12 protein-coding genes are annotated in these 21,318 nt (G+C 55.9%); 7 read left to right on the plus strand and 5 right to left on the minus strand.

What is annotated here, in order from left to right; translation table 11 throughout:
• Positions 1 to 199: 199 nt before the first annotated feature.
• Positions 200 to 2,512 (minus strand): FdhF/YdeP family oxidoreductase, encoded by a 2,313-nt coding sequence (locus OTG14_RS17475; RefSeq protein ID WP_267215515.1) that lies wholly within the window; start codon positions 2,510 to 2,512, stop codon positions 200 to 202.
• A 483-nt stretch (positions 2,513 to 2,995) separates the two neighbouring features.
• Between OTG14_RS17475 and OTG14_RS17480 the strand changes: the two genes are divergently transcribed.
• From OTG14_RS17480 to OTG14_RS17490, 3 genes are read left to right on the plus strand one after another with little or no spacing between them, the layout of a single operon-like run.
• A complete protein-coding gene (locus tag OTG14_RS17480; protein ID WP_179154461.1) occupies positions 2,996 to 4,405 on the plus strand; it encodes a cytochrome ubiquinol oxidase subunit I in 1,410 nt (469 codons plus the stop codon).
• A complete protein-coding gene (gene cydB, locus OTG14_RS17485; RefSeq protein ID WP_179154460.1) occupies positions 4,405 to 5,415 on the plus strand; it encodes a cytochrome d ubiquinol oxidase subunit II in 1,011 nt (336 codons plus the stop codon). The genes OTG14_RS17480 and cydB overlap by 1 nt, the downstream gene beginning before the upstream one ends.
• Positions 5,416 to 5,441: 26 nt before the next feature.
• Entirely contained in the window at positions 5,442 to 5,588 is a 147-nt protein-coding gene (locus OTG14_RS17490) for a DUF2474 domain-containing protein (RefSeq protein WP_179154459.1), read from the plus strand.
• Between the two features lie 42 nt (positions 5,589 to 5,630).
• Here the strand turns inward: OTG14_RS17490 and OTG14_RS17495 are convergent, their stop codons facing one another.
• A complete protein-coding gene (locus tag OTG14_RS17495) occupies positions 5,631 to 6,527 on the minus strand; it encodes a LysR family transcriptional regulator (protein ID WP_248272307.1) in 897 nt (298 codons plus the stop codon).
• Between the two features lie 610 nt (positions 6,528 to 7,137).
• Here OTG14_RS17495 and OTG14_RS17500 point away from each other — a divergent pair.
• The 3 genes from OTG14_RS17500 to OTG14_RS17510 all read left to right on the plus strand — a co-directional run bounded on the left by OTG14_RS17500 (position 7,138) and on the right by OTG14_RS17510 (position 8,552).
• Positions 7,138 to 7,494 (plus strand): hypothetical protein, encoded by a 357-nt coding sequence (locus OTG14_RS17500; RefSeq protein WP_047348115.1) that lies wholly within the window; start codon positions 7,138 to 7,140, stop codon positions 7,492 to 7,494.
• Between the two features lie 87 nt (positions 7,495 to 7,581).
• Entirely contained in the window at positions 7,582 to 7,926 is a 345-nt protein-coding gene (locus tag OTG14_RS17505; RefSeq protein WP_024908323.1) for a cupin domain-containing protein, read from the plus strand.
• A 68-nt stretch (positions 7,927 to 7,994) separates the two neighbouring features.
• Complete coding sequence (locus OTG14_RS17510) at positions 7,995 to 8,552, plus strand: YceI family protein (protein WP_032645317.1); 558 nt, start codon at positions 7,995 to 7,997, stop codon at positions 8,550 to 8,552.
• On the opposite strand, the gene OTG14_RS17515 is transcribed toward OTG14_RS17510, so the two are convergent.
• Genes OTG14_RS17515 through OTG14_RS17525 form a run of 3 tightly spaced genes read right to left on the minus strand, consistent with a single transcriptional unit; the run spans position 8,544 to position 10,397 of the window.
• On the minus strand, positions 8,544 to 9,335 hold the full coding sequence (locus OTG14_RS17515) for an anti-sigma factor family protein (protein WP_048992703.1): 792 nt from the start codon (positions 9,333 to 9,335) through the stop codon (positions 8,544 to 8,546). The genes OTG14_RS17510 and OTG14_RS17515 overlap by 9 nt on opposite strands.
• Complete coding sequence (locus OTG14_RS17520) at positions 9,332 to 9,862, minus strand: RNA polymerase sigma factor (RefSeq protein ID WP_024908320.1); 531 nt, start codon at positions 9,860 to 9,862, stop codon at positions 9,332 to 9,334. Before OTG14_RS17520 ends, OTG14_RS17515 begins: the two co-directional genes overlap by 4 nt.
• Positions 9,863 to 9,869: 7 nt before the next feature.
• On the minus strand, positions 9,870 to 10,397 hold the full coding sequence (locus OTG14_RS17525) for a tetratricopeptide repeat protein (RefSeq protein ID WP_024908319.1): 528 nt from the start codon (positions 10,395 to 10,397) through the stop codon (positions 9,870 to 9,872).
• 756 nt (positions 10,398 to 11,153) lie between these two features.
• Here OTG14_RS17525 and OTG14_RS17530 point away from each other — a divergent pair.
• Positions 11,154 to 21,254 carry a BapA/Bap/LapF family large adhesin gene (locus tag OTG14_RS17530; protein WP_267215516.1) on the plus strand — a complete coding sequence of 3,367 codons (10,101 nt, stop codon included), beginning with the start codon at positions 11,154 to 11,156 and terminating at the stop codon, positions 21,252 to 21,254.
• Positions 21,255 to 21,318: the final 64 nt, after the last annotated feature.

The raw sequence follows: 21,318 nt of genomic DNA on the forward strand, positions 1-21,318 counted from the left end.
CAACATTATCAATTACGTCAACAGGAGAGAAAATATTATCAGGAAGCCTGATCATGATAATATTTACATCACTGTAAATTATACAACGTAATCAGTAAAATTGGAGGAATAGTTAAAATACCCACACCTCTTTTGGCGTTACTCCGGCACAGGACAAATCATCTTTAGAAAGCCCTCCATAATCTGGAGGGCTCATAGATTATTTCACGTAAAGATTAGGTGTTTTTAACACCTCTTTAGTACGAAGCGTTATTTTTACCGGTACTGATTTATAAGACGGTGTGCCACATTCCTGGTCAATATAATCCAATGGAACCAGGACATTTGCCTCAGGATAGTAAGCTCCTACTGATCCTTGTGCAATTTTATAAGCAACAACGGTGATATCTTCCAGGCGTAAAGGTGCCGGCAAATCATCCAGAGCGGTCTCTATATCGACACGATCGCCATGTTCAAGCCCCTGATCCGCCATGTCCTGCTCATTCATAAACAGAACATCACGGCGACCAAAAATACCACGATAACGGTCATCCATTGCATAAATCGTCGTATTGTATTGGTCATGACTGCGTAACGTAATCATTCTGAATATATCATTACCGTCTACACGAATATTTTCGTGCACGCCATGATAGACGGAGAATACCGCTTTCCCTGACGGCGTTGGCCAGACTCGCTCCGTTGGTGGAAGTGGCATACGAAAACCACCCGGATTTCTTATCCGCTCGTTGTAATGATCAAAGCCCGGAATCGTCTGCTCAATCAGGACACGGATCTTGTCATAATCAGCGACTAAATTAGCCCACTCCACCTTGGTGTCAGGCAATGTTGCTTCCGCGATACCCGCGATAATTGCAGGCTCAGAACGTAAAAACTCTGATGCAGGTTTAAGTTTGCCGGAAGAAGCATGGACCATGGACATAGAGTCTTCAACCGTAATAGCCTGACGACCGGTCTCCTGGACATCCAGCTCCGTGCGACCGAGGCAAGGCAAAATAAACGTCTCTTTTGACACCAACAAATGCGTGCGGTTTAACTTGGTTCCGATATGAACACTGAGATCCAGACCTTTCATGGCCGGGAAACCACGACGGTGATCCGGTAATGCCACCGCGAAATTACCACCGAGGCATATAATGGCTTTTGACTTACCCTCAATCATCGACTGCATTGCCTGAACGGCATCATGCCCATGATGTTTGGGAGGAACAAATCCGAAGACTTCTTCCAACTTTTCCAGAAATTCTTCAGAAGGCTTTTCCGTGATCCCCACAGTCCTGTTGCCCTGAACATTGGAATGTCCACGAAGGGGGCATACACCCGCACCAGGCTTACCAATGTTACCTTTCATCAACAGCAGGTTGACAATCAGACGAACATTCTCCGTCCCCTTGTTATGCTGAGTGATCCCCATACCGTAAGTGATGATGGTGGCCTTTGATTTATCATACGCAATGGCTACACGCTCAAGATCTGCCTGTTTCAGTCCGGATTCCGCTTCAATCGATTCCCAGGAGGTCGCATTAAGATCATCAGCGAATTCTTTAAAACCTTCTGTATGCTTTTCGATAAATTCCAGATCCAGCACATCACCTTTCGCTTCCTGCATTTCAAGCAGCGTTTTGGCCACACCTTTAAGTGCAGCCGCATCCCCGCCAGCTTTTACCTGGTAGTAAGATGACGCAATGTTTGTGGAGCTGTAAGTTGCCATTTCAATGACGCTTTGCGGATCGGCAAAACGTTCCAGCGCTCTTTCACGAAGCGGGTTGAACACCACAATAGGCACATCTTTTCTGGCAAGTTCATGCAGAGTACCCATCATTCGAGGGTGGTTTGTTCCTGGGTTATGACCAATTGAGATAACCATTTCGGCACTATCGAAATCTTCGAGAGAAACCGTACCTTTACCAATACCAATGGATTGTGGCAGACCGACACTAGTGGCTTCGTGACACATATTCGAACAATCCGGGAAATTGTTCGTTCCATATTCACGTGCGAGAAGCTGGAACAGATAGGCCGCTTCATTGGATGCACGGCCTGAGGTATAAAATTCCACTTCCTCCGGGGACAAGCTACGGAGTATCTCCCCAATACGGGCAAATGCCGCTTCCCATGATACCGGGCGGAAAGTATCACTGGCTGCGTCATAGGCGAGCGGATGGGTCAGACGACCATATCCTTCCAGTTCATAATCATTTTTCTCAAAGAGTTTCGCCACCGTGTTCGCCGCCAGGAATTCAGGCGTTACACGTTTGCTGGTTGCTTCCCAGGTGACAGCCTTAGCACCGTTTTCACAGAACTGGAAAGTGGATTTATGTTCTTTATCAGGCCATGCACACCCCGGACAATCAAAGCCGTCCGGCTGGTTGGTACGCAACAATGTAGGAGGCGCTTCCAGCGTATCCATTTGAGTACGTACCGCAATCGCAGTTGCTTTCAGGGCGCCCCAGCCCCCCGCTGGACCATCGTATGGGTGAACTCCGGGAACAGATCTTTTTTTAACTTTCATATTTAGCTCCAATATTGTCTTAATATTCATCGCTCTTATAACTGAGCGTTTATTAGTTGATTAAAAAAACCACCCACGGAGTTATTAACGCGATGGACCGGGGACGTTATCCTGTTGCTTTACCAAAGCACTATTCCTTTATTTTTCACAGAATTAAAACACAGCCAATTCTGCTATTAAGAAAAATTCTCAACTCAATTAATACTTTCTGATGAGCTACACATCACTCCTAAAACAATAACGCAATTTCAACATTTGTGTAATTGATTCTATCTATCACCCCATATTTGCAACCTATTGGACATATTTAATCATGTAATTAACAATATAATTGCAAGTATGTTACTTACATCGCAAACAAGCATATTGTTTTCACTTCATACAAAAAATGATTGCTTTTCATCAAACTAAGCTCCTTAGCAAATCTTTCATTTGCTAAGGAACAATTAAGTACCTGCAGCATTATTGGGGTTAAGGTGAACTATGTTCGGATTAGATGCCTTCCATTTGGCCAGGATACAGTTTGCATTCACTGTATCCTTCCACATACTTTTTCCAGCGATAACCATTGGTCTGGCCAGTTTTCTGGCCGTGCTCGAAGGATTATGGCTAAAGACACGAAATGACACTTACAAGGAGCTCTATCACTTCTGGTCAAAAATTTTTGCCGTAAACTTCGGTATGGGGGTGGTTTCCGGCCTGGTCATGGCTTACCAGTTTGGCACCAACTGGAGCGGTTTCTCTCAGTTTGCAGGAAGTATCACCGGTCCATTACTGACCTATGAAGTTCTGACTGCATTCTTCCTTGAAGCCGGTTTCCTTGGTGTCATGCTCTTTGGCTGGAATCGCGTTGGGCGCGGGCTGCACTTTTTTGCAACCTGTATGGTGGCGCTGGGGACACTCTTTTCCACTTTCTGGATCCTGTCATCCAACAGCTGGATGCATACCCCTCAGGGTTATGCCATTGAGAATGGTGTGGTGATACCCGTTGACTGGCTGAAAATTATCTTTAACCCCTCCTTCCCGTTCCGCCTCATGCATATGTCCACTGCGGCATTCCTGGCAAGTGCATTTTTCGTCGGAGCGTCAGCGGCATGGCATCTGTTGAAGGGCAATGATACGCCAGCCATTCGTAAAATGTTCTCCATGGCGTTGTGGATGGCCTTAATTGTTTCCCCAATCCAGGCTGTTATCGGAGATGCACATGGTCTGAATACCCTCGAACACCAGCCTGCAAAAATTGCTGCGATTGAAGGTCACTGGGAGAATAAACCTGGGGAGGCAACCCCTCTGGTACTGTTTGGCCTGCCAGACATGGACGCAGAAGAAACGAAGTATAAAATCGAGATCCCTTACCTTGGCAGCATAATCCTTACGCATAGTCTTGATAAGCAGGTTCCCGCCCTGAAGAGTTTCCCGAAAGAGGACCGTCCTAACTCGACCATCATTTTCTGGTCTTTCCGCGTGATGGCAGGTTTAGGGATGTTAATGGTTCTTCTCGGGGTCGTCAGTGCCTGGCTGCGCTGGAGAGGGCGTCTCTATACTTCTAAGCCGTTCCTTTATTTCGCACTATTCATGGGTCCATCAGGGCTGATTGCATTGCTTGCTGGATGGTTCACTACAGAAATTGGCCGCCAGCCCTGGGTTGTCTACGGCGTGCAGCGAACGCGAGATGCCGTTTCTTCGCATGGCGATTTACATATGTCTATCAGCCTGCTTGCTTTTATCGTTGTTTATACCTCGGTCTTTGGTGTCGGTTATATGTACCTCGTACGTCTCATCAAGAAAGGTCCGGTACATGCTGATGAGCATCAGGAAACAACAGATGGCACACCTGCCCGTCCTCTGTCGGCAGTCAGTGAGAGCCTGGTCACACGTGGGAGAGACAAATAATGGGTATTGATCTGTCAATTATCTGGTTTGTCATCATCGTGTTCGCAACGTTGATGTACATCGTGATGGATGGGTTTGATCTGGGGATCGGTATTTTATTCCCGTTCCATAAACACGATGTCGATCGCGATACGATGATGAATACCGTTGCACCGGTATGGGATGGCAACGAAACCTGGATGGTACTGGGGGGAGCGGCATTGTACGGCGCATTCCCTCTGGCTTACGCAGTCATCATTGATGCGCTCAGTATTCCGCTTACTGCAATGTTACTTGGCCTTATTTTCCGCGGTGTGGCTTTCGAATTCCGTTTCAAAGCAACGCCGGAACACAGGCCTCTCTGGGACAAAGCATTTATTGTCGGTTCTGTACTGGCGACATTCAGTCAGGGTGTCGCCGTTGGGACCTTATTAAATGGCTTAAGTGTCTCCGGACGTGCATTCAGCGGCTCTGCTCTGGTTTGGCTCGCACCTTTCCCACTGTTCTGTGGGGTCGGGCTGGTGCTGGCCTATGCTCTGCTCGGCTGTACATGGCTGATTATGAAAACGGAAGGTTCGCTGCATCGTCGAATGTCAGAGCTCGCCATTCCTTTAACCATTGCCTTGTTAGCCGTCATCGCGATTATCAGTGTCTGGACTCCTTTGGCTCATCCTGAGATTGCCTCTCGCTGGTTCAGCATGCCAAATGTCATCTTTTTCCTGCCGGTACCCTTACTGGTTCTCGTTTGTTGCTGGGGTATTGTTCGTAGTGCTTATAACCGTCGGGCAAGTTTTGGCCCCTTCATGCTGACGCTAGGATTGATATTCCTCGGTTTCAGCGGTCTGGGGATCAGTATGTGGCCAAATATCATACCGCCATCAATAACAATCTGGCAGGCAGCCTCTCCTCCGCAGAGCCAGGGCTTTATGCTGATTGGTGGCTTGTTGATTATCCCGGTCATCCTGATGTACACCAGCTGGAGTTACTACGTATTCCGAGGGAAAGTCAAAACAGGTGAGGGTTATCATTAATGGCAATAACACTGGAGAAAACTTCAATGAAAACCGTTGATGAGACACCACGCCCATTCTGGAAAAAATTGATGTGGCTGGTCATTATCTGGGCGGCCAGTGTAATGGCTTTGGGTGTGGTTGCGACGATATTTAAGCTGCTCATGACCGCAGCTGGAATGAAAACCCATTAACGTTCTCTTCGGGCTACCAGTGGTAGCCCGATTTTTTCATCCCTAAGACTCAAGAGATTGGCTTAAAATTTCCTGCGCATCGGCAAAGCATCTCTCCGCTAACGAAGAGATCGGTTGCTGGTTACGCATGAGAAGTGCCAGCCTCGAATCAACATCGGTTGCTTGTATGGGGAGAATAGCCAGATTATCACCCAGTTCTTCTAACCCATTATTGAGAGGCATAATGGCGCAGCATAGCCCCGCCTGCACGGCCTGGATGATCTGGAAGGTTGAGTCGCTCTCAAAGACATATTTCGGTGTTAACCCTTTAGCTTTGAAGTTGATCTCTATCGATTCGCGATAGTACATTCCTTTGGTCAGGAAACCCAACGGCAGTTCGGCCAGGGTTTCCCAATCGGGTATTGATTCGTCAAACTGAAAATGTTTCTTATCGTGCAGCAACCCCATCCGCGTTTGTGGTAGCCACGCCACATTGAGTAAATCGCTATCTAAATGATGTAAATAGCAAATTCCGAGATCGAGTTGATTACGGCTCACTCCGTCTATGATTTGTTCCGAAGTCATAGACAACAGACTGAACTGCAGTTCAGGATATTTATCTGCCAGTGGCTTAATCAACTGCATGGGATTGAGACTGGCCAGCGGCACCATACCCACACGAAGCTGACCAATGATCTGCCCACGACAAATCGCTGCTTCTTCCTCAAGCCCATCATATGCTGCCAGTAGAGCCCTCGCCCATGCCAGAATACGCACCCCTTCCGGGGTGAAACCTTCAAAACGCTGGCCTCGCTTAATCAAGGTTAAATTAAGTTCTTCTTCCAGATTGCGAATGCGCATAGAAAGCGTTGGTTGGGTGATATGGCAGGCCGTTGCCGCATGGCCAAAATGCCGAGTCTGATCAAGCGCGATCAAGTACTTCAGTTGTTTAATGTCCATCTTAGTTTCCAGAAAAAGACGCCCGCTGGTGACTCGTGGACGAGATGCAGAACCCAGCTGCAACAGCAAATGTTACTTAAATGTTACTTGTGTAGCGTGATTATTTCAAGTTGCTCGCTTTGCACGCAGGAAACCAAAATCTATCCTCACGGAAAGGGCATCAGGCGTAGCCTGAAGACAAATAACTGAGATAAAGATGCGGGGTGGCTCATTCCGAATTTCTTTCGCTTAAAAGGCTGTTCAGGATGCATATCCTACGGGCTTTTTTGTGCCCCATTCTCACTGTTCTCCCTTCCCCTTTGACCAACATCAACAACACCTCCCCTCCTCCTATGGAGAATAAAAAAAACACCCCACCCAGCGCTACGGATTAGCCGCCCCAACCCGGAAGGAACCCCAACATGTACAAACCCATAACCGTCATAATCTTTATTCTCCTGGCCCTCGCCGCCCTTGTTGAAATAGGCTTTTTATCCTTTGGATAATCCTCAGGCGAAATCCCCCTCATCAGGGCACATTGATCTCATTACAGTTTTTTCCTAAAGCCATCCCGCTTCGCCTGTGCCATGCTGAATCACGCTCATAACCGATAACGTTAAATGAGGATATTATGAAAAAAACAATTATCGCATTATCTGCCGTTCTGCTGGCTTCCCCAGTATTTGCTGCGACCACACATGCAACTGACGATACCGTCGCTGCGGCGAACGCAAACGCCAACGAGGCGAAGCAAAAACTGCACGAAGAGCAGAATAAAGGTGAAGAGCTGAAGCTGAAACAGAAGCACGCTGCGGAAGGTAAAAGCGAAAGCTTTGGCAGCAAGGTCAGCGAAGATTCCCAGAAGGCCTGGCATAAAACCAAACAAGGCACCGAGAAAGGGTGGGATGCCACCAAAGAAGGCGCTGAGAAAGGCTGGAACAAAACTAAAGAAGGTGCCAGCGAGCTGGAAAAGAAAGTCACTGAGTAATCCCTTCGAAAGGCCGCATACGCGGCCTTTTTTATTCCCTCCCACCCTGCTTCCTGAAGGCTAAACTTGTTTCAGGAGGGCACCGTCATGAGCCACAAAGAAACCGCACCAGAAACCCAGGGCGTTACCGTTGAACTGCTTTCCATCGTCGATCTGGGCCCGGAGATCGCAGGCATGGACGGTCGACAGCTTCGCATGCGCAGGGTGACGCTCGCCCCCGGCGCGGTCTTTGGTCCGGTGCACGATCATATCGATCGCCCCGGTACCGTTTTTATCCTTGAGGGGACCATCACCGATCATCGTAACGGTATCGCCACCGATTACGGTCCCGGCGTCGGTTGGCCGGAAGACCATAATACGGTCCACTGGCTGGAAAACCGGGGCCCGATCGCCGCCGTCGAAATCTCGGTGGATATCGTTAAAACACCCTGACGCACAAAAGTCGAATAGATCCCGGGGGTGACGCGTTTACTCCCTGCCCCCTTAAAAGAGATCCTGAGATGCTGCGACGCCTGGTGATAGTGCTGATTTTGTTTTGTCCGTGGGCATTAGCTGCCCCAAAAAGCTACATTATCGACACCGATAACACCGCCATTCGGCTATCGTGGCATGCCTTCGGCGGCATCCTCTCCTGGGCGACGTTCAGCGGCGTGACGGGCGCCGTGACGCTCAACCCGGAAAACGACGTCGACGATCATATTCACGTCACCATTCCCGTAGCAACTCTGGTGGCATCAAACAAGCTGCTTACCTGGCAGCTGAAAAGCGATATGTTTTTTGATTCTGAGCACTACCCGACTATCGAGTTCATCAGCTCTCGCGTGGTCGCCCTGGGTGACGGACGGTTCAGGGTGTTCGGCACGCTGACCGTGCGTAACATTGCCCGCCCGGTGCTCCTGGAGGCCGTGGTGAAAGACCCGCATGCGCAAGTCCTCACCCTGGATGCCACCACGGCGATCTCGCGCGCGTCCTACGGGATGGATAAGTTTGCGCTGGTCGTGGACGATCGTATTGCCATCGCCATTGCGATTAAGACAAACGACGTGCCGTCATCCTGAAATGAGCCGCTGTAGCTGCTCCGCATTTCCCCGCAGGTGAGACGGCGGATTGCGACCAATCAGGACAAACTGGTAGCCCGCCTCCTGCCACCACGCCAGGTTCATGCTGTGCCGCTGCTCCTGGCGCAGAGAGGCCCTGGTCTTCTCGTCAACAGGAGAAATACAGAGCGCCATCGGGCCGAAGTCGGCGTTGATCCAGGCAATCTGCGCGATAGAGGTGGTTTCATAGCGCAGCATTCGCACCATCTTCAACTCTGCCCCCTGCAGGACTAGCTGCGACATGTGCAGCTTTATGCCGATATCCTGTGCGGCCCGTTCCAGCCCACGCTGCAGGATCGGCGTTGCGCTGTCCATATCCAGCAGCGTCTCGACGCTGTACAGGGACATATATTGCGCTTCGAGGTCGCGAATATGGGCGTTCTCATCCGCTGGCGCGGAAGCGGGCCGCAGCAGATAGCCCAGCCCGGAGCCGATCATCAAAAAGCTGATCGATGCGGCAATCAGCGACCGCCTGCTAACGCCAGGCGCCGTGGAGGACTGTGGTTCGGGAATAGCAGCCAGACGCGCCTGCATTGTCTCCAGAGGCGCGTCATCCAGCAGGGAGGCAAACGCCCCGGCGTAATCCTGGCTGCTTTTCATCAGTTCGTTGGTTCGCCCGGCGAGGCGTTCATCACGTTTCAACTGTTCTTCAAAATGCTGCGCGTCGGCGCGGCACATCTCGCCATCTATCCATGCCACGATAGCGTCGTCGTTATAGGGCGGTGCAAAACGGTGCGCGTTCAATAGCGTTTCTCCTTTACCGGAGGCAGTGCGTCAGCGGACCTGGCAAGCGCCGCCCGTGCCGTTGCCAGCCGGCTCATCACGGTACCGATCGGCACCGCCAGGGTGTCCGCCGCCTCCTGGTAGGTAAATCCTTCGACATAAACCAAAAATACCGCGTTGCGCTGGGCTTCAGGCAGCGTGTTGACGCGCTGCATCACCTTAAGGTAATGCAGACGCGTCTCATCCTGTTCGCGGGTGTCCGGTGCCAGAAGCTCGTCGCTGGCCACAAATCCCTGTCCCTGACGCACGTGTCGAGCCCGAAGCTCAGAGATCCAGATGGAGTGCAGTATCGCGAACAGCCACCTGTCGATGCGCGTGCCAGGCGTATACTGGCTGCTCCTTTCAAGCGCACGCACGCAGGTGGACTGAACCAGCTCTTCGGCGATATCCCTGTTTCGCGACAGCACCAGCCCATAGCGCCAGAGACGCGACAGATGTGCGGCTAACTGTTGACGAACCTCACTGGTAGCGATGGGCTTTCCCTCCACGAGAAAATCAGGATTCCGGATGTCCGTTAATGGCGGCCTGCAGGTCACGGTACTCCTCACAGGACTGGCCACAAATACCGGCAATGACCTTCAGCTGTTCTTTCGCGAGGTCAGGACGTCCTTTTACCATCCACGCTTCACCGAGATATTCCCGGGCTTTGGCATAATCCGGGGCGATAGCCAGCGCACGCTGATAGTAACCAATGCCTTCGTCCGTACGGCCAAGTTTGCGCGTGGCGAACCCGCGATAGTTCCACGCTTCAGCCGTATTGCCATTTTTCAGCGAATCAAGCAGATTCAGCGCCGCCTGGTACTCTCCTTTCTTCGCGAGATGGTACGCATAGTTGGTTTTGTCCTGGTCGCTGAGGCTGCTGCTCTTGTCCGGCACGCATTTCTGAGTAGCGCTGTCATACACCTGTCCGGCAGGACAGTCGGGCGTTTTGCTCTCGGTACTATTATTGCCCATCGCCAGCGCCAGTGGGGACAGCAGGGAAAAAATCAGCACCGGGATCAAACGAAACGAGGTCGTGTTCATATAAAGCTCCAGGGTGAGTGGGGAGTGACGTCAGTAAACGTCCGACTGATGAGTTTTATTCATTCTCCCCGTAAATTTTTTGCTGTCGCAAAATCATGCTGACGTTGTAGCCCAATGAAAATAAATCAGGTTATCTCATCCTCTCCTTAACGTTATTATTTCGCGTAATAGCAGAGTTTTAACCTCGCATAAGAATATATTTTATAGTGCAAGTGACATAATATATTTTATATCAAAAACATTACCCTAACTTAAATGAACATTAAGCAAACCTAAACAATATAGTTTTACATTATATTCAAAACATTCCCTACCAATTATCGCAGTGCGTAAACCACGCTAAAAAAAACATTACACACTAAAATTAAAGTCATATAAAACAAAGGATTGCACCATCATAATTATTGACAACATCAATATACCAATGCCTTCCACCTTGTTTTCGCACTTATTTGCGAAAGCTTAATTTGCACAACCCATGTTTTCTGTCTATATCAATTTTATATCCTCAAAAATAATTCCTCTATTAATTACAGGGTTTTACAAAACATAAAACACGAATAAAACGGTTCTCTTTCATAAAAAATTAGATTCGCTCTGATGTTGCCACTCTGAATCCTGGCGGGCATCGTGCGCGCTAAAAAAACGGTCAGTGCTGCGTTATAACAGCGACTGCGCCGGGGGCGCCCTTTACCTTCTGCAGAGATGGCTCGTCTTGCTCGCCGTTTATGACACATCTGCTGGAGTAATAACTAAATGAGCCAAATCTCTGTTATCTCGAAACTTACTGGCGTAGAAACGAAAATGGAAGGCACACAGGTCACGCTGAGCCATTCCTCCATCGTTGAGCTTCACGTCGAGCGAGCGAGTGTCTCCCACTTCGCGCGAAGTGGTAACGATCTGCTGGTTACGCTGCACTCCGGCGAGGTGATCACTGTAAAAAATTTCTACGTCACGGACGCGCAGGGCGTGAGCCAGCTGGTACTGCAGGACAGCAACGGCGCATTATGGTGGATTGAAGATCCGGCCGGGGCCGCGACGTACGAATCTATCGCGTCTACGAACGTACTGCTTGCGGCGTCAGGAAGTGATGCCGGTGGTGCCGCCTTCTGGCCATGGGCCCTCGGCGGCATTGTCGCTGCAGGCGGTATCGCGGCTGCGGCAAGTACCGGCGGCGGTGGTGGAGATGGCGGTAATAACAATAGCACCAACCCCAACACCCCCGTCGATCCTGCCGATCCGGACACAACGCCGCCGAATGCACCTTCCGGTATTAAGTTCTCTTCAGATGGCAAGACCGTTACCGGTACCGCCGAACCGGGCAGCACTATCACGCTGAAAGACGCGAACGGCAATGTCGTTGGCACCGGAAAAACGGGCAGCGACGGCAATTTTACCGTCTCCCTCGGAACACCGCTGACCAACGGCGAGCAGGTGACTGCCACCGCGACGGATAACGCCGGGAATACCAGCCCGGGCACAACGCTCAACGCGCCGGACATAACCGCGCCCGATGCACCAACGATTGGCAGTGTAATCGACGATATCGCCCCGCAGACGGGGACGGTGACCAACGGCGGCAGCACCAACGATCAGCGCCCACAGCTTACCGGCACCGGCGAGGCGGGCTCGACCGTGACGATTTATGACGGCGGAGTCGCTATTGGTACGGCAATCGTCGCCAGCAACGGCACCTGGACCTTTACCCCGTCAGTTGACCTGAGTGAAAGCACTCACCAGATTACCGTGAAGGCAACCGACGCCGCCGGCAACACCGGGCCAGCCTCACCGGTGTTTACTCTTACGGTGGATCTTACTCCGCCGGACGCCCCGACCGCGATTGTGCTGACCGACGATACAGGTCTTATCAGGGGGACCATTACGTCGGGCGCGCCTACGGATGCTTCACTGCCGCTCCTGGCGGGAACGGGCGAGCCAGGTGGAACCATCACCATTTATGATAACGGCGTGGCGATTGGCACAACGACGGTGCAGCCCAACGGTACCTGGAGCGTTACGCCAAACGCTCCGCTGCCGGACGGGACACACTCCATAACCGTCACTGAAACCGATGCGGCCGGAAACCAGAGTACGGCATCAGCACCTGTCACCTTTACTGTGGATACTACCCCGCCGTCAGCCCCTGGAAACCTCGTCGTTTCGAATGATGGCGGCACCATCAGCGGCATCGCGGAAGCAGGCAGCACGGTGACCATCCGTGAAGGCGATGTCACCCTCGGTACCGTTGTTGCCGATAGCCAGGGTAACTTCAGCCTGCCGCTGACCCCACCGAAGCTCAACGGCGAAATCCTGACCGCTGACGCCACCGACGCCGCAGGCAACACGGGACCCGCAACCGCCGCCGCGTCACCGGATACTACCCCACCGCAGGCACCAATTATCGTGTCTGTGATTGATGACGTGCAGGCCACCACAGGCCCCGTGGGCCCGAACGGGATTACCAACGACCGGGCGCCGACCGTGAACGGAACGGGCGAGGCGGGTTCGACCATCACGATTTATAACGGCAGCGATGTCCTCGGTACGACGGTTGTTCCCTCCTCTGGCCAGTGGAGCTTTACGCCGCCCACACCGCTGACCGATGGCACGTACGTGCTGACGGCAACGGCGACGGATCCCGCCGGTAACCCGAGCGGAATATCAACCGCGTGGACAATTAATGTCGACGGGACGGCACCTGACGCCCCGGTGATTTCACAAGTCGTGGACGATGTGCCCGGTGGAATTGTTGGCTTACTCGGCCCAAATGCCACGACCAACGACGCCACCCCGACGCTCAGCGGTACCGCCGAAGCAAACGCGACGATCAGCCTGCGCGTGGACGGTGTTGAAATTGGCACAACCGTTGCCGATGGTCTCGGCGCATGGACCTTTACGCCGTCCTCGCCAATCGGTGAGGGTCCGCACGCCCTGACCGCCGTCTCGACCGACGCGGCAGGTAACACCAGCGGCGTCTCCAACACCTGGACGCTGACAATTGACAGCGTCGCGCCTGCTGCCCCGGTTATTACCCAGGTGCTGGATGATGTGCCGGAGCGCCTCGGCGCGCTCAACCCCAACGACAGCACCAACGACACCACGCCGACGCTCAACGGCACGGCTGAACCAGGCTCGACGGTCACCATCCGCCTGGATGGCACCGTTCTTGGCACGGCCCCGGTCGACAACAACGGCGTGTGGACCTATACCCCCACCGTGCCGCTTGGGGAGGGGCCTCATACCTTTACCGTTGTCGCCACCGATGCGGCGGGCAACACCAGCCAGCCGTCAAGCGGCTTCACCCTGACCGTCGATACCACACCGCCAACGGCTGCCACCATTGCCACCGTGACCGATGACGTCGGCGGCGTTCAGGGCCCGCTCACCAGCGGCGATACCACCGACGACACCCAGCCGCTGCTGCAGGGCTCCGCTCCGGCGGATGCGGTGATCACCGTCTATGACGGCACAACCCTGCTCGGCACCGCTTCCCTCGACGGCAGCGGCGGCTGGAGCTTTACGCCGGTCACCCCGCTCACCGACGGCCCGCATTCCCTGACGGTTCACGCCACGGATGCCGCCGGCAATACCACTATCTCCAGCCCGTTTGTATTGACGGTGGATACCGTCGCACCTGCCACGCCGGATATCCCGGCAATTACCGTCAATCCTGACGGCGGCACAACGCAAACGCCGCTGAACCCGGGAGAAATCACCCGCGACACCACGCCGACCCTGAGCGGTACCGGCACGGCGGGCGATACCGTGACGATCTACGGCAACGGCGTCAAAATCGGCGACGCTGTCGTGGACAGTGCCGGCAACTGGTCCTGGACGCCGCCATCCCCGCTGCCCGGCGGCACCTATGACATCACCCTGACCGTCACCAACGTGGACGGCACGGGCAACGAAAGCGCCCCGTCGCAGCCGGTCACCATCACCATTGACACCGACCCGCCGGCTACGCCTGCAGCACCGGTCATTACTGACAGCGTCACCCAGATCACCGGTCCCGTTCCCGATGGCGGCACCACCAACGATCCGCGCCCGGTCCTGAGCGGCACCGGTACGCCGAACGACGTTATCAACATCACTGACACGGTCAACGGCGGCACGCCAACTATCGTTGGTACCGTCACGGTAGACAGCAACGGCAACTGGAGCTGGCGCCCTGACAGTAATATTGCGGAGGGCAGCCACGTCTATACCGCCACCGCCACCGATGAGGCAGGCAACGTCTCTGACCCGTCGGCAGCCATTACGATCACCGTGGATACCGTGGCGCCGGTTCCGCCAGTGATTGGCGCCGTGGGCGGCGAGCCTAACGGGGGCTACATCACGGATACCACGCCGACAGTGGGCGGAACCGGCGTTAACGGTGAGACAGTGATCGTCTACAACAACGGCGTCGAACTGGGCCGTGTCGTGGTCGCTAACGGAGAATGGAGCCTGACGCTTCCAGTGCAAACGGACGGCCCGCTGAACATTACCGTTGCAGGCGTGGATGCGGCGGGCAACGTCAGCGCGCCGAGTGCGGTCTTTACCGTCACGCTCGATACCGCTGCGCCTGAGATTCCGCAGATTAATGCCGTTTCAGACAGCCAGCTCACCAACAACGTGCTCTACACCCGCGACGGCACGCCGACCCTCACCGGGACCAGCGAACCCGGCACCACCGTTATCGTCTCCATCGACGGTACCCCGTCGGGCGTGCCGGTCACGATACAGCCGGACGGCAGCTGGAGCTGGACGGCAGGCACAACGCTGTCGGATGGCCCGCACACCTTCACCGTCTCTGCTACCGACCCTGCGGGTAACGCCTCCGGAAACTCGACGCCGCTGAGCGTGACGGTGGACACCGCCGCACCTGCCGACCCGACCAACATGTCCCTGGCACAGGAGGGGACCCCGTTGACCGGTAATGCCGAAGCGGGAACCACCGTTACCGTGAAAGACAGCGGTGGGACCGTCATTGGTACCGGCGTTGTCGCAAGCGACGGCAGCTTCTCCATTGCGCTGAGCCCGGCGCAGCTGGATCCGACCACGCTGACCGTAAGCGCTACCGATGCCGCAGGAAATGCCAGCCCTGGCGCGTCCTTTATCGTTACCGATTCACCGCTCGACCTGCCGCAGGTGCCCGTCATCACGGCGATCAACGATGACGTCGCCCCAATCACGGGCGATGTGAAAGACCAAACCACCAACGACACCACCCCTACCCTTACCGGCACGGCTCAGGCGGGGAGCCAGATCGCTATCTACCTGGACGGTAGCGCGACGCCATTGACGACAGTCACTGCCGACGGCAGCGGCAACTGGAGCTATACGCCAGCCGCGCTTGGCGAGGGGCTACACACCTTTGAGGTGACCGCGACCCTCAACGGCCTGACCAGCGGCCGCTCTCCGGCGGCCAGCGTTACCGTTGACCTCACCGCACCGGGCACGCCGACCATCGGCGCCGTAATTGACGACGTCGGCCCCGGCACCGGTCCGCTGACCAGCGGCCAGACCACAAACGACAACCAGCCGACCCTCACCGGCACCGGCGCAGCAGGCGATACCATCTCCATCTACAACAACGGCGTGCTGCTGGACAGCGTGGTGATCGGCAATACCGGTACCTGGAGCTACACAACACCGCCTCTGGCTGAGGGGAATAACGTCCTGACCATCCGCGAGACAGACCCGGCGGGGAATCAGAGCGGTCCTTCTGCGGGCTTCACCGTCGTGGTGGACTCCGTTTCCGCCACGCCGGTCATCACCAACGTTACGGACAATGTCGGTAACGCTGCCACCACGGTGGTCAGCGGCAGCGAAACGAACGACGCCACGCCAACCCTTTCAGGGACAGCGGACGCAAACAGCGTGGTGACTATTTTCGATGGCGGCACGCAGATCGCCGTGGTGACGGCTGATAGCAACGGCGCATGGACGTTTACCCCTGACACCGCGCTCGGTGAAGGCTCGCACAGCTTCACCGTTCGGGCGACCGATCCGCAGGGTAACGTCAGCGCGGTCTCAGCCCCCTGGAGCGTGGTGGTTGACCTGACGGCACCGACGGTTCCGACGCTGGATACGGTAAACGACAACGTCCCTGGCGGCGTCACGGGCAACCTCACCAGCGGCCAGGTGACCAACGACAGCACCCCAACCATCAGCGGTACCGGGCAGGCGGGCAGCACTATTCACATCATGAATAACGGCACGCAGATTGGTACTGCGGTCGTTGACGGAAGCGGCAACTGGTCCTTTACGCCGGCCGCGCCGCTGGGCGACGGCAGCTACGCCCTTCGCGTCTATGCAACGGATGCGGCAGGCAACGCCTCGGCGAACTCATCGGTCTTTGCCTTTACCGTTGATACCGCAGCCCCTGGCGTACCGGTGGTGACCAGCGTAATTGACGATGTCGCGCCCGTCACCGGGACGCTCACGTCGGGCAACACGACCAACGACGCGCGTCCGACCTTCAACGGCACGGGCGACGTGGGTGCCACAGTGCACGTGATCGTTGATGGCAGCGAAATTGGCACGGCGGTGGTGAATGCCCAGGGCAACTGGACCTTCACCCCGGGCACCGATCTGGGCGACGGGCCGCACGCAATCACCTTCAACGCCACCGACGTGGCAGGCAATACCGGCAGCACGACGACACCGTTTAACCTGACGGTGGATACGGGCGTACCGTCGGCGCCGGTCATTTCGACCGCGGGTGACAACGTGGGCAGCATTCAAACCCCGCTCTCTTCCGGGCAGAGCACCGACGATACCACGCCGACGCTGAACGGCACCGCGACCGCCAACGCCACGGTCACCGTTTATGAAAACGGGCAGCCGGTCGGCACCGTTCAGGCGGACGGTACCGGGGCATGGAGCTTTACGCCGTCAGCGCCGCTGGCCAGCGGCAGCCATACCTGGACCGCCACGGTCACCGATGCAGCGGGTAACGTCAGCCCGACCTCGCCGGACTTTACCCTGATTATTGATACCGCGGCACCGAACGCGCCGGTTATCAGCCAGGCGATAGACGACGTGGGCAGCATCACCGGCCCGCTCACGTCCGGGCAGACAACCGACGACACCGTACCGCGCCTTGTCGGGACCAGTGAACCGTTTGCCACCGTGAAGATCTATGAGGGAACCACGCTTGTCGGAACGGGCACCGCGGATGGCAGCGGGAGCTGGAGTATCTTGCTCACCACCACGCTGGCGAGTGGTCCGCACAGCTTTACCGCGCAGGCCACGGATGCAGCAGGCAACACCAGCGTGTCCTCCACCAGCTTCAGCCTCACTGTCGACACCACACCGCCTGCGCTGCCGGTGCTGACCAGTATCGTGGATGACGTGGGTAATGCGGCGACGCCGATTGCCAACGGCGGGATCACCAACGACGCGCAGCCAACGCTCAGCGGCACGGCGGAAGCGGGTTCCACGGTGAAAATCTTTGATAACGGCGTGCAAATCGGCAGCGTGACGGCGACCGGTGGGGCGTGGAGCTTTACGCCATCTCCGGCGCTGAGCAACGGCGCGCACACGTTGACCTTTACCGCTACCGATGCGGTAGGCAACGCCAGCGCGCCCACCGCCGGGTATGTGATTAACGTCGATACCCTCCCGCCAGCCGCGCCGGTCATTAGTTCGGTCATTGATGATGTCGGCAGCGTCACCGGGCCGGTGACCGGTACGAATCCGACCAACGACACGCGCCCAACGCTGAGCGGGACAGCCGAAGCGAATGCCACGGTTCGGATCTACGATGGCATCACGCTGGTGGGTACGGTGACCGCCGATGGCAGCGGCAACTGGACCCTGCCGCAAACTACCACCGCGCTGGCGGAAGGCACGCATAACCTCACCGCCACGGCCACCGATGCGGCGGGCAACACCAGCGTGGCGTCCGCCGTGACGACGATTATCGTCGATACGATCGCACCAACGGCACCGACCGGGACCTTCAACGCTGACGGTAGCGTCCTGACCGGGACTGCGGAAGCAGGCAGCACCGTCGCTATCCGCCTTGCGGACGGCTCGACGGTGACCGCCATTGCGGGCAGCAACGGCACCTACAGCTACACCTTCATTAACAAACAGACCGAAGGCCAGACGCTGCAGATCACCGCCACCGACGCCGCTGGCAACGCCTCGCTGCCGGGCTCTGCCCTTGCGCCGGTGGTGCCGCTCTCCGCCAGCAATAACGTCGAAGAGCTGAACCTCAGCACCACGGCAACCGTGACCAACAGCCAGTACAGCGATTACGGCTTCCTGCTGGTCGGCGCCGTCGGCAACGTCCTGACGCTGCTGGGCAACGATACCGCCCAGGTGAACTTCACGGTGGGCAGCGGCGGCAGCGCGGATATCGTGGTGAACGCCAACGCCACGGGGGCGGTGCTCTCTCTGCTCAATACCCTGGAGCTGGTGGTTCAGCATTACGTCAACGGCGCCTGGACCACCGTGGTGGATACCGGCCAGCCGCAGTTTGCCGATCTGCTGACCCTCGGCGCAACCGGCGTCTCACTGAACCTGACCGGGCTGGCTGACGGCAACTATCGCGTGCTCAGCTACAACACCAACCTGCTGGCGACCGGCTCCTACACCAGCCTCGACGTGGCGGTGAAAGAGACCGGTCCGGGTACGGTCACCGGTGAAACCAGCCTCAACGGCAACGTGATCCTTGATACGGATCCAACCGCCGGCAGCGACAACGCGCCGGCAGGGACCACTATCTCCGCGGTCACTAACGCCCAGGGCGTCACCACCAGCGTGAACGCCGACGGCACGGTGATTCAGGGCCAGTACGGTACGCTGACCATTAATCGCGACGGCAGCTACACCTACAACCTGACCGACACCAGCGCCGCGGTCATTGGCCGCACGGAGAGCTTCACCTACACCATCACCCATAACGGCGTCAGCGCGTCGGCACAGCTGGTGCTGTCCCTGGGTGCCGGTACGGTAGTCAACGGTATTGTCGCCGTTGACGACACCAACGCCCTGACCTTCGACACCAGCGTGCATGAAATTAATAACGGCGCCTCGTCTCAGAACGGTTTTACCCTGGTGGGCATTAATCTCGGCAACACGCTGGGGCTTAACCTGCTGGACGACATGACCAACCCGATTATTTACAACGTGGAGGAAGGAACGACCCGCACCATGACCATCCAGGCCTCGGTAGGCGGCGTGGCGCTGGCGTCAGTGTTCGATCTGTACGTCTATAAGTTCAACAACGCGACCCAGACCTTCGAGCAGGTTCGCGTCGAGTCGGGCTGGCTGCGCGCCCCGCTGCTGGGGGGCACGTCATCCCAGCTGACGCTAAATCTGCCCGCCGGGGAGTATCTGTTCCTGCTGAATACCGCGTCCGGGATCGCTGTACTGACGGGTTACACCCTGAGCGTCCTGCAGGATCATGTCTACAGCGTGGCGAGTATTAGCGAAACAACCACGGGCGACGTGCTGGCGAATGACCCGGTGCCAGCGGGCACGCTGGTTACGGAAGTGAACGGCGTGGCGGTCAACAGCAGCGGCACCACCACCATTCAGGGGGAATACGGCACGCTGACCATCAATTCGTCCGGTCAGTACACCTATACCCTGAGAAGCGGCGTGGGGGCGGACCATATCAGCACGCCGGATACCTTCGTTTACACCGTTACCGCGCCTGACGGCTCGAAGGATACGGCATCACTCAACATCACCCCAACCGCGCAGGCGATGAATGCGGTGAACGATGTCAGCGCCGTGATGGATGTGACGTCAGTGCACCATACAACCGCCTATTCGGATACGACCGTAGGCAGCGCAAGCTGGAGCACGCTGGCGCTTCCCTCATCGGGGAGTGGTAGCGGCACCTTTGTGGTGGATCCAAACACCGCCCTGCATAATGCAGTACTGCACTTCAATGTGGCCTCGCTCCTGTCGCTGGGTGGATTGACAGTCAACTGGACGTTATCACTGGACGGCACAACGATCCGCACCGGTTCATTTAACGGCGGCATATTGCTGGGCGGTAATGCGGATGTTCCTTTAACAGGTCTTGACCTGAGTGCAGGCACTTATACCCTGAGCTATACCGGTAACGTTGGTGCACTGGGTATTGGCACCATCACTATCACCCCAAGCGTCACCGGCACCACCTACTCGCTGACTGATTTCGACGCGACAGGCAGCCACACCGTCAACGGCAACATCTTTGACGGTACCGACTCTGGCGGCGTGCTGGATCAGCTCCACTCGGTGGATACCCGTCTGAGCGTGACCGGTTACAACGGCGTGACCACCACTCTGGATCCGTATACCGGCAGCGCAACGGTGAACATCACCGGCCATTACGGCATCCTGGCGATCGGCGCTGACGGTCATTACACCTATACCCTCAACAGCGGGGTATCGCTCTCAACCATGACCTCGAAGGAGACCTTCAACTACACCCTGACCGATGCCAACGGCAACACGGACAGCGCCACGCTAACCATCAATATGGCGCCGCAGTTCATCAGCTCGGAGCATAACGACGCCATCACCGGTACGGCCTACGGCGATACGCTGATTTACCAGGTGCTGAACAGTACGGTGGGGAATGCCACGGCGGGTAACGTCAGCAGCGCCGGAGGCGATCACTGGACCGGGTTCTCGCTGGCGCAGGGAGACAAGATCGACATTGGCGATCTGCTGGTGGGCTGGGACGGTAATACCGCCTCGTTGGGGAATTATATCCATGTCACACAAAGCGGTAGCAACACTGTGATCTCCATCGACCGTGATGGTGCGGGGTCCACCTACACTAATACCACGCTCGTTACGCTTGATAACGTTCAGACCACCTACGACGAGCTTGTTAACCAGCAACACATCATTACCTGATAGCACCTGCAAGAGATGACCCGGGCGCACAGCGCCCGGGCATAACAATAAAGCTTTACTTATT

Source organism: Enterobacter pseudoroggenkampii (assembly GCF_026420145.1).
GTDB lineage: Bacteria > Pseudomonadota > Gammaproteobacteria > Enterobacterales > Enterobacteriaceae > Enterobacter > Enterobacter pseudoroggenkampii.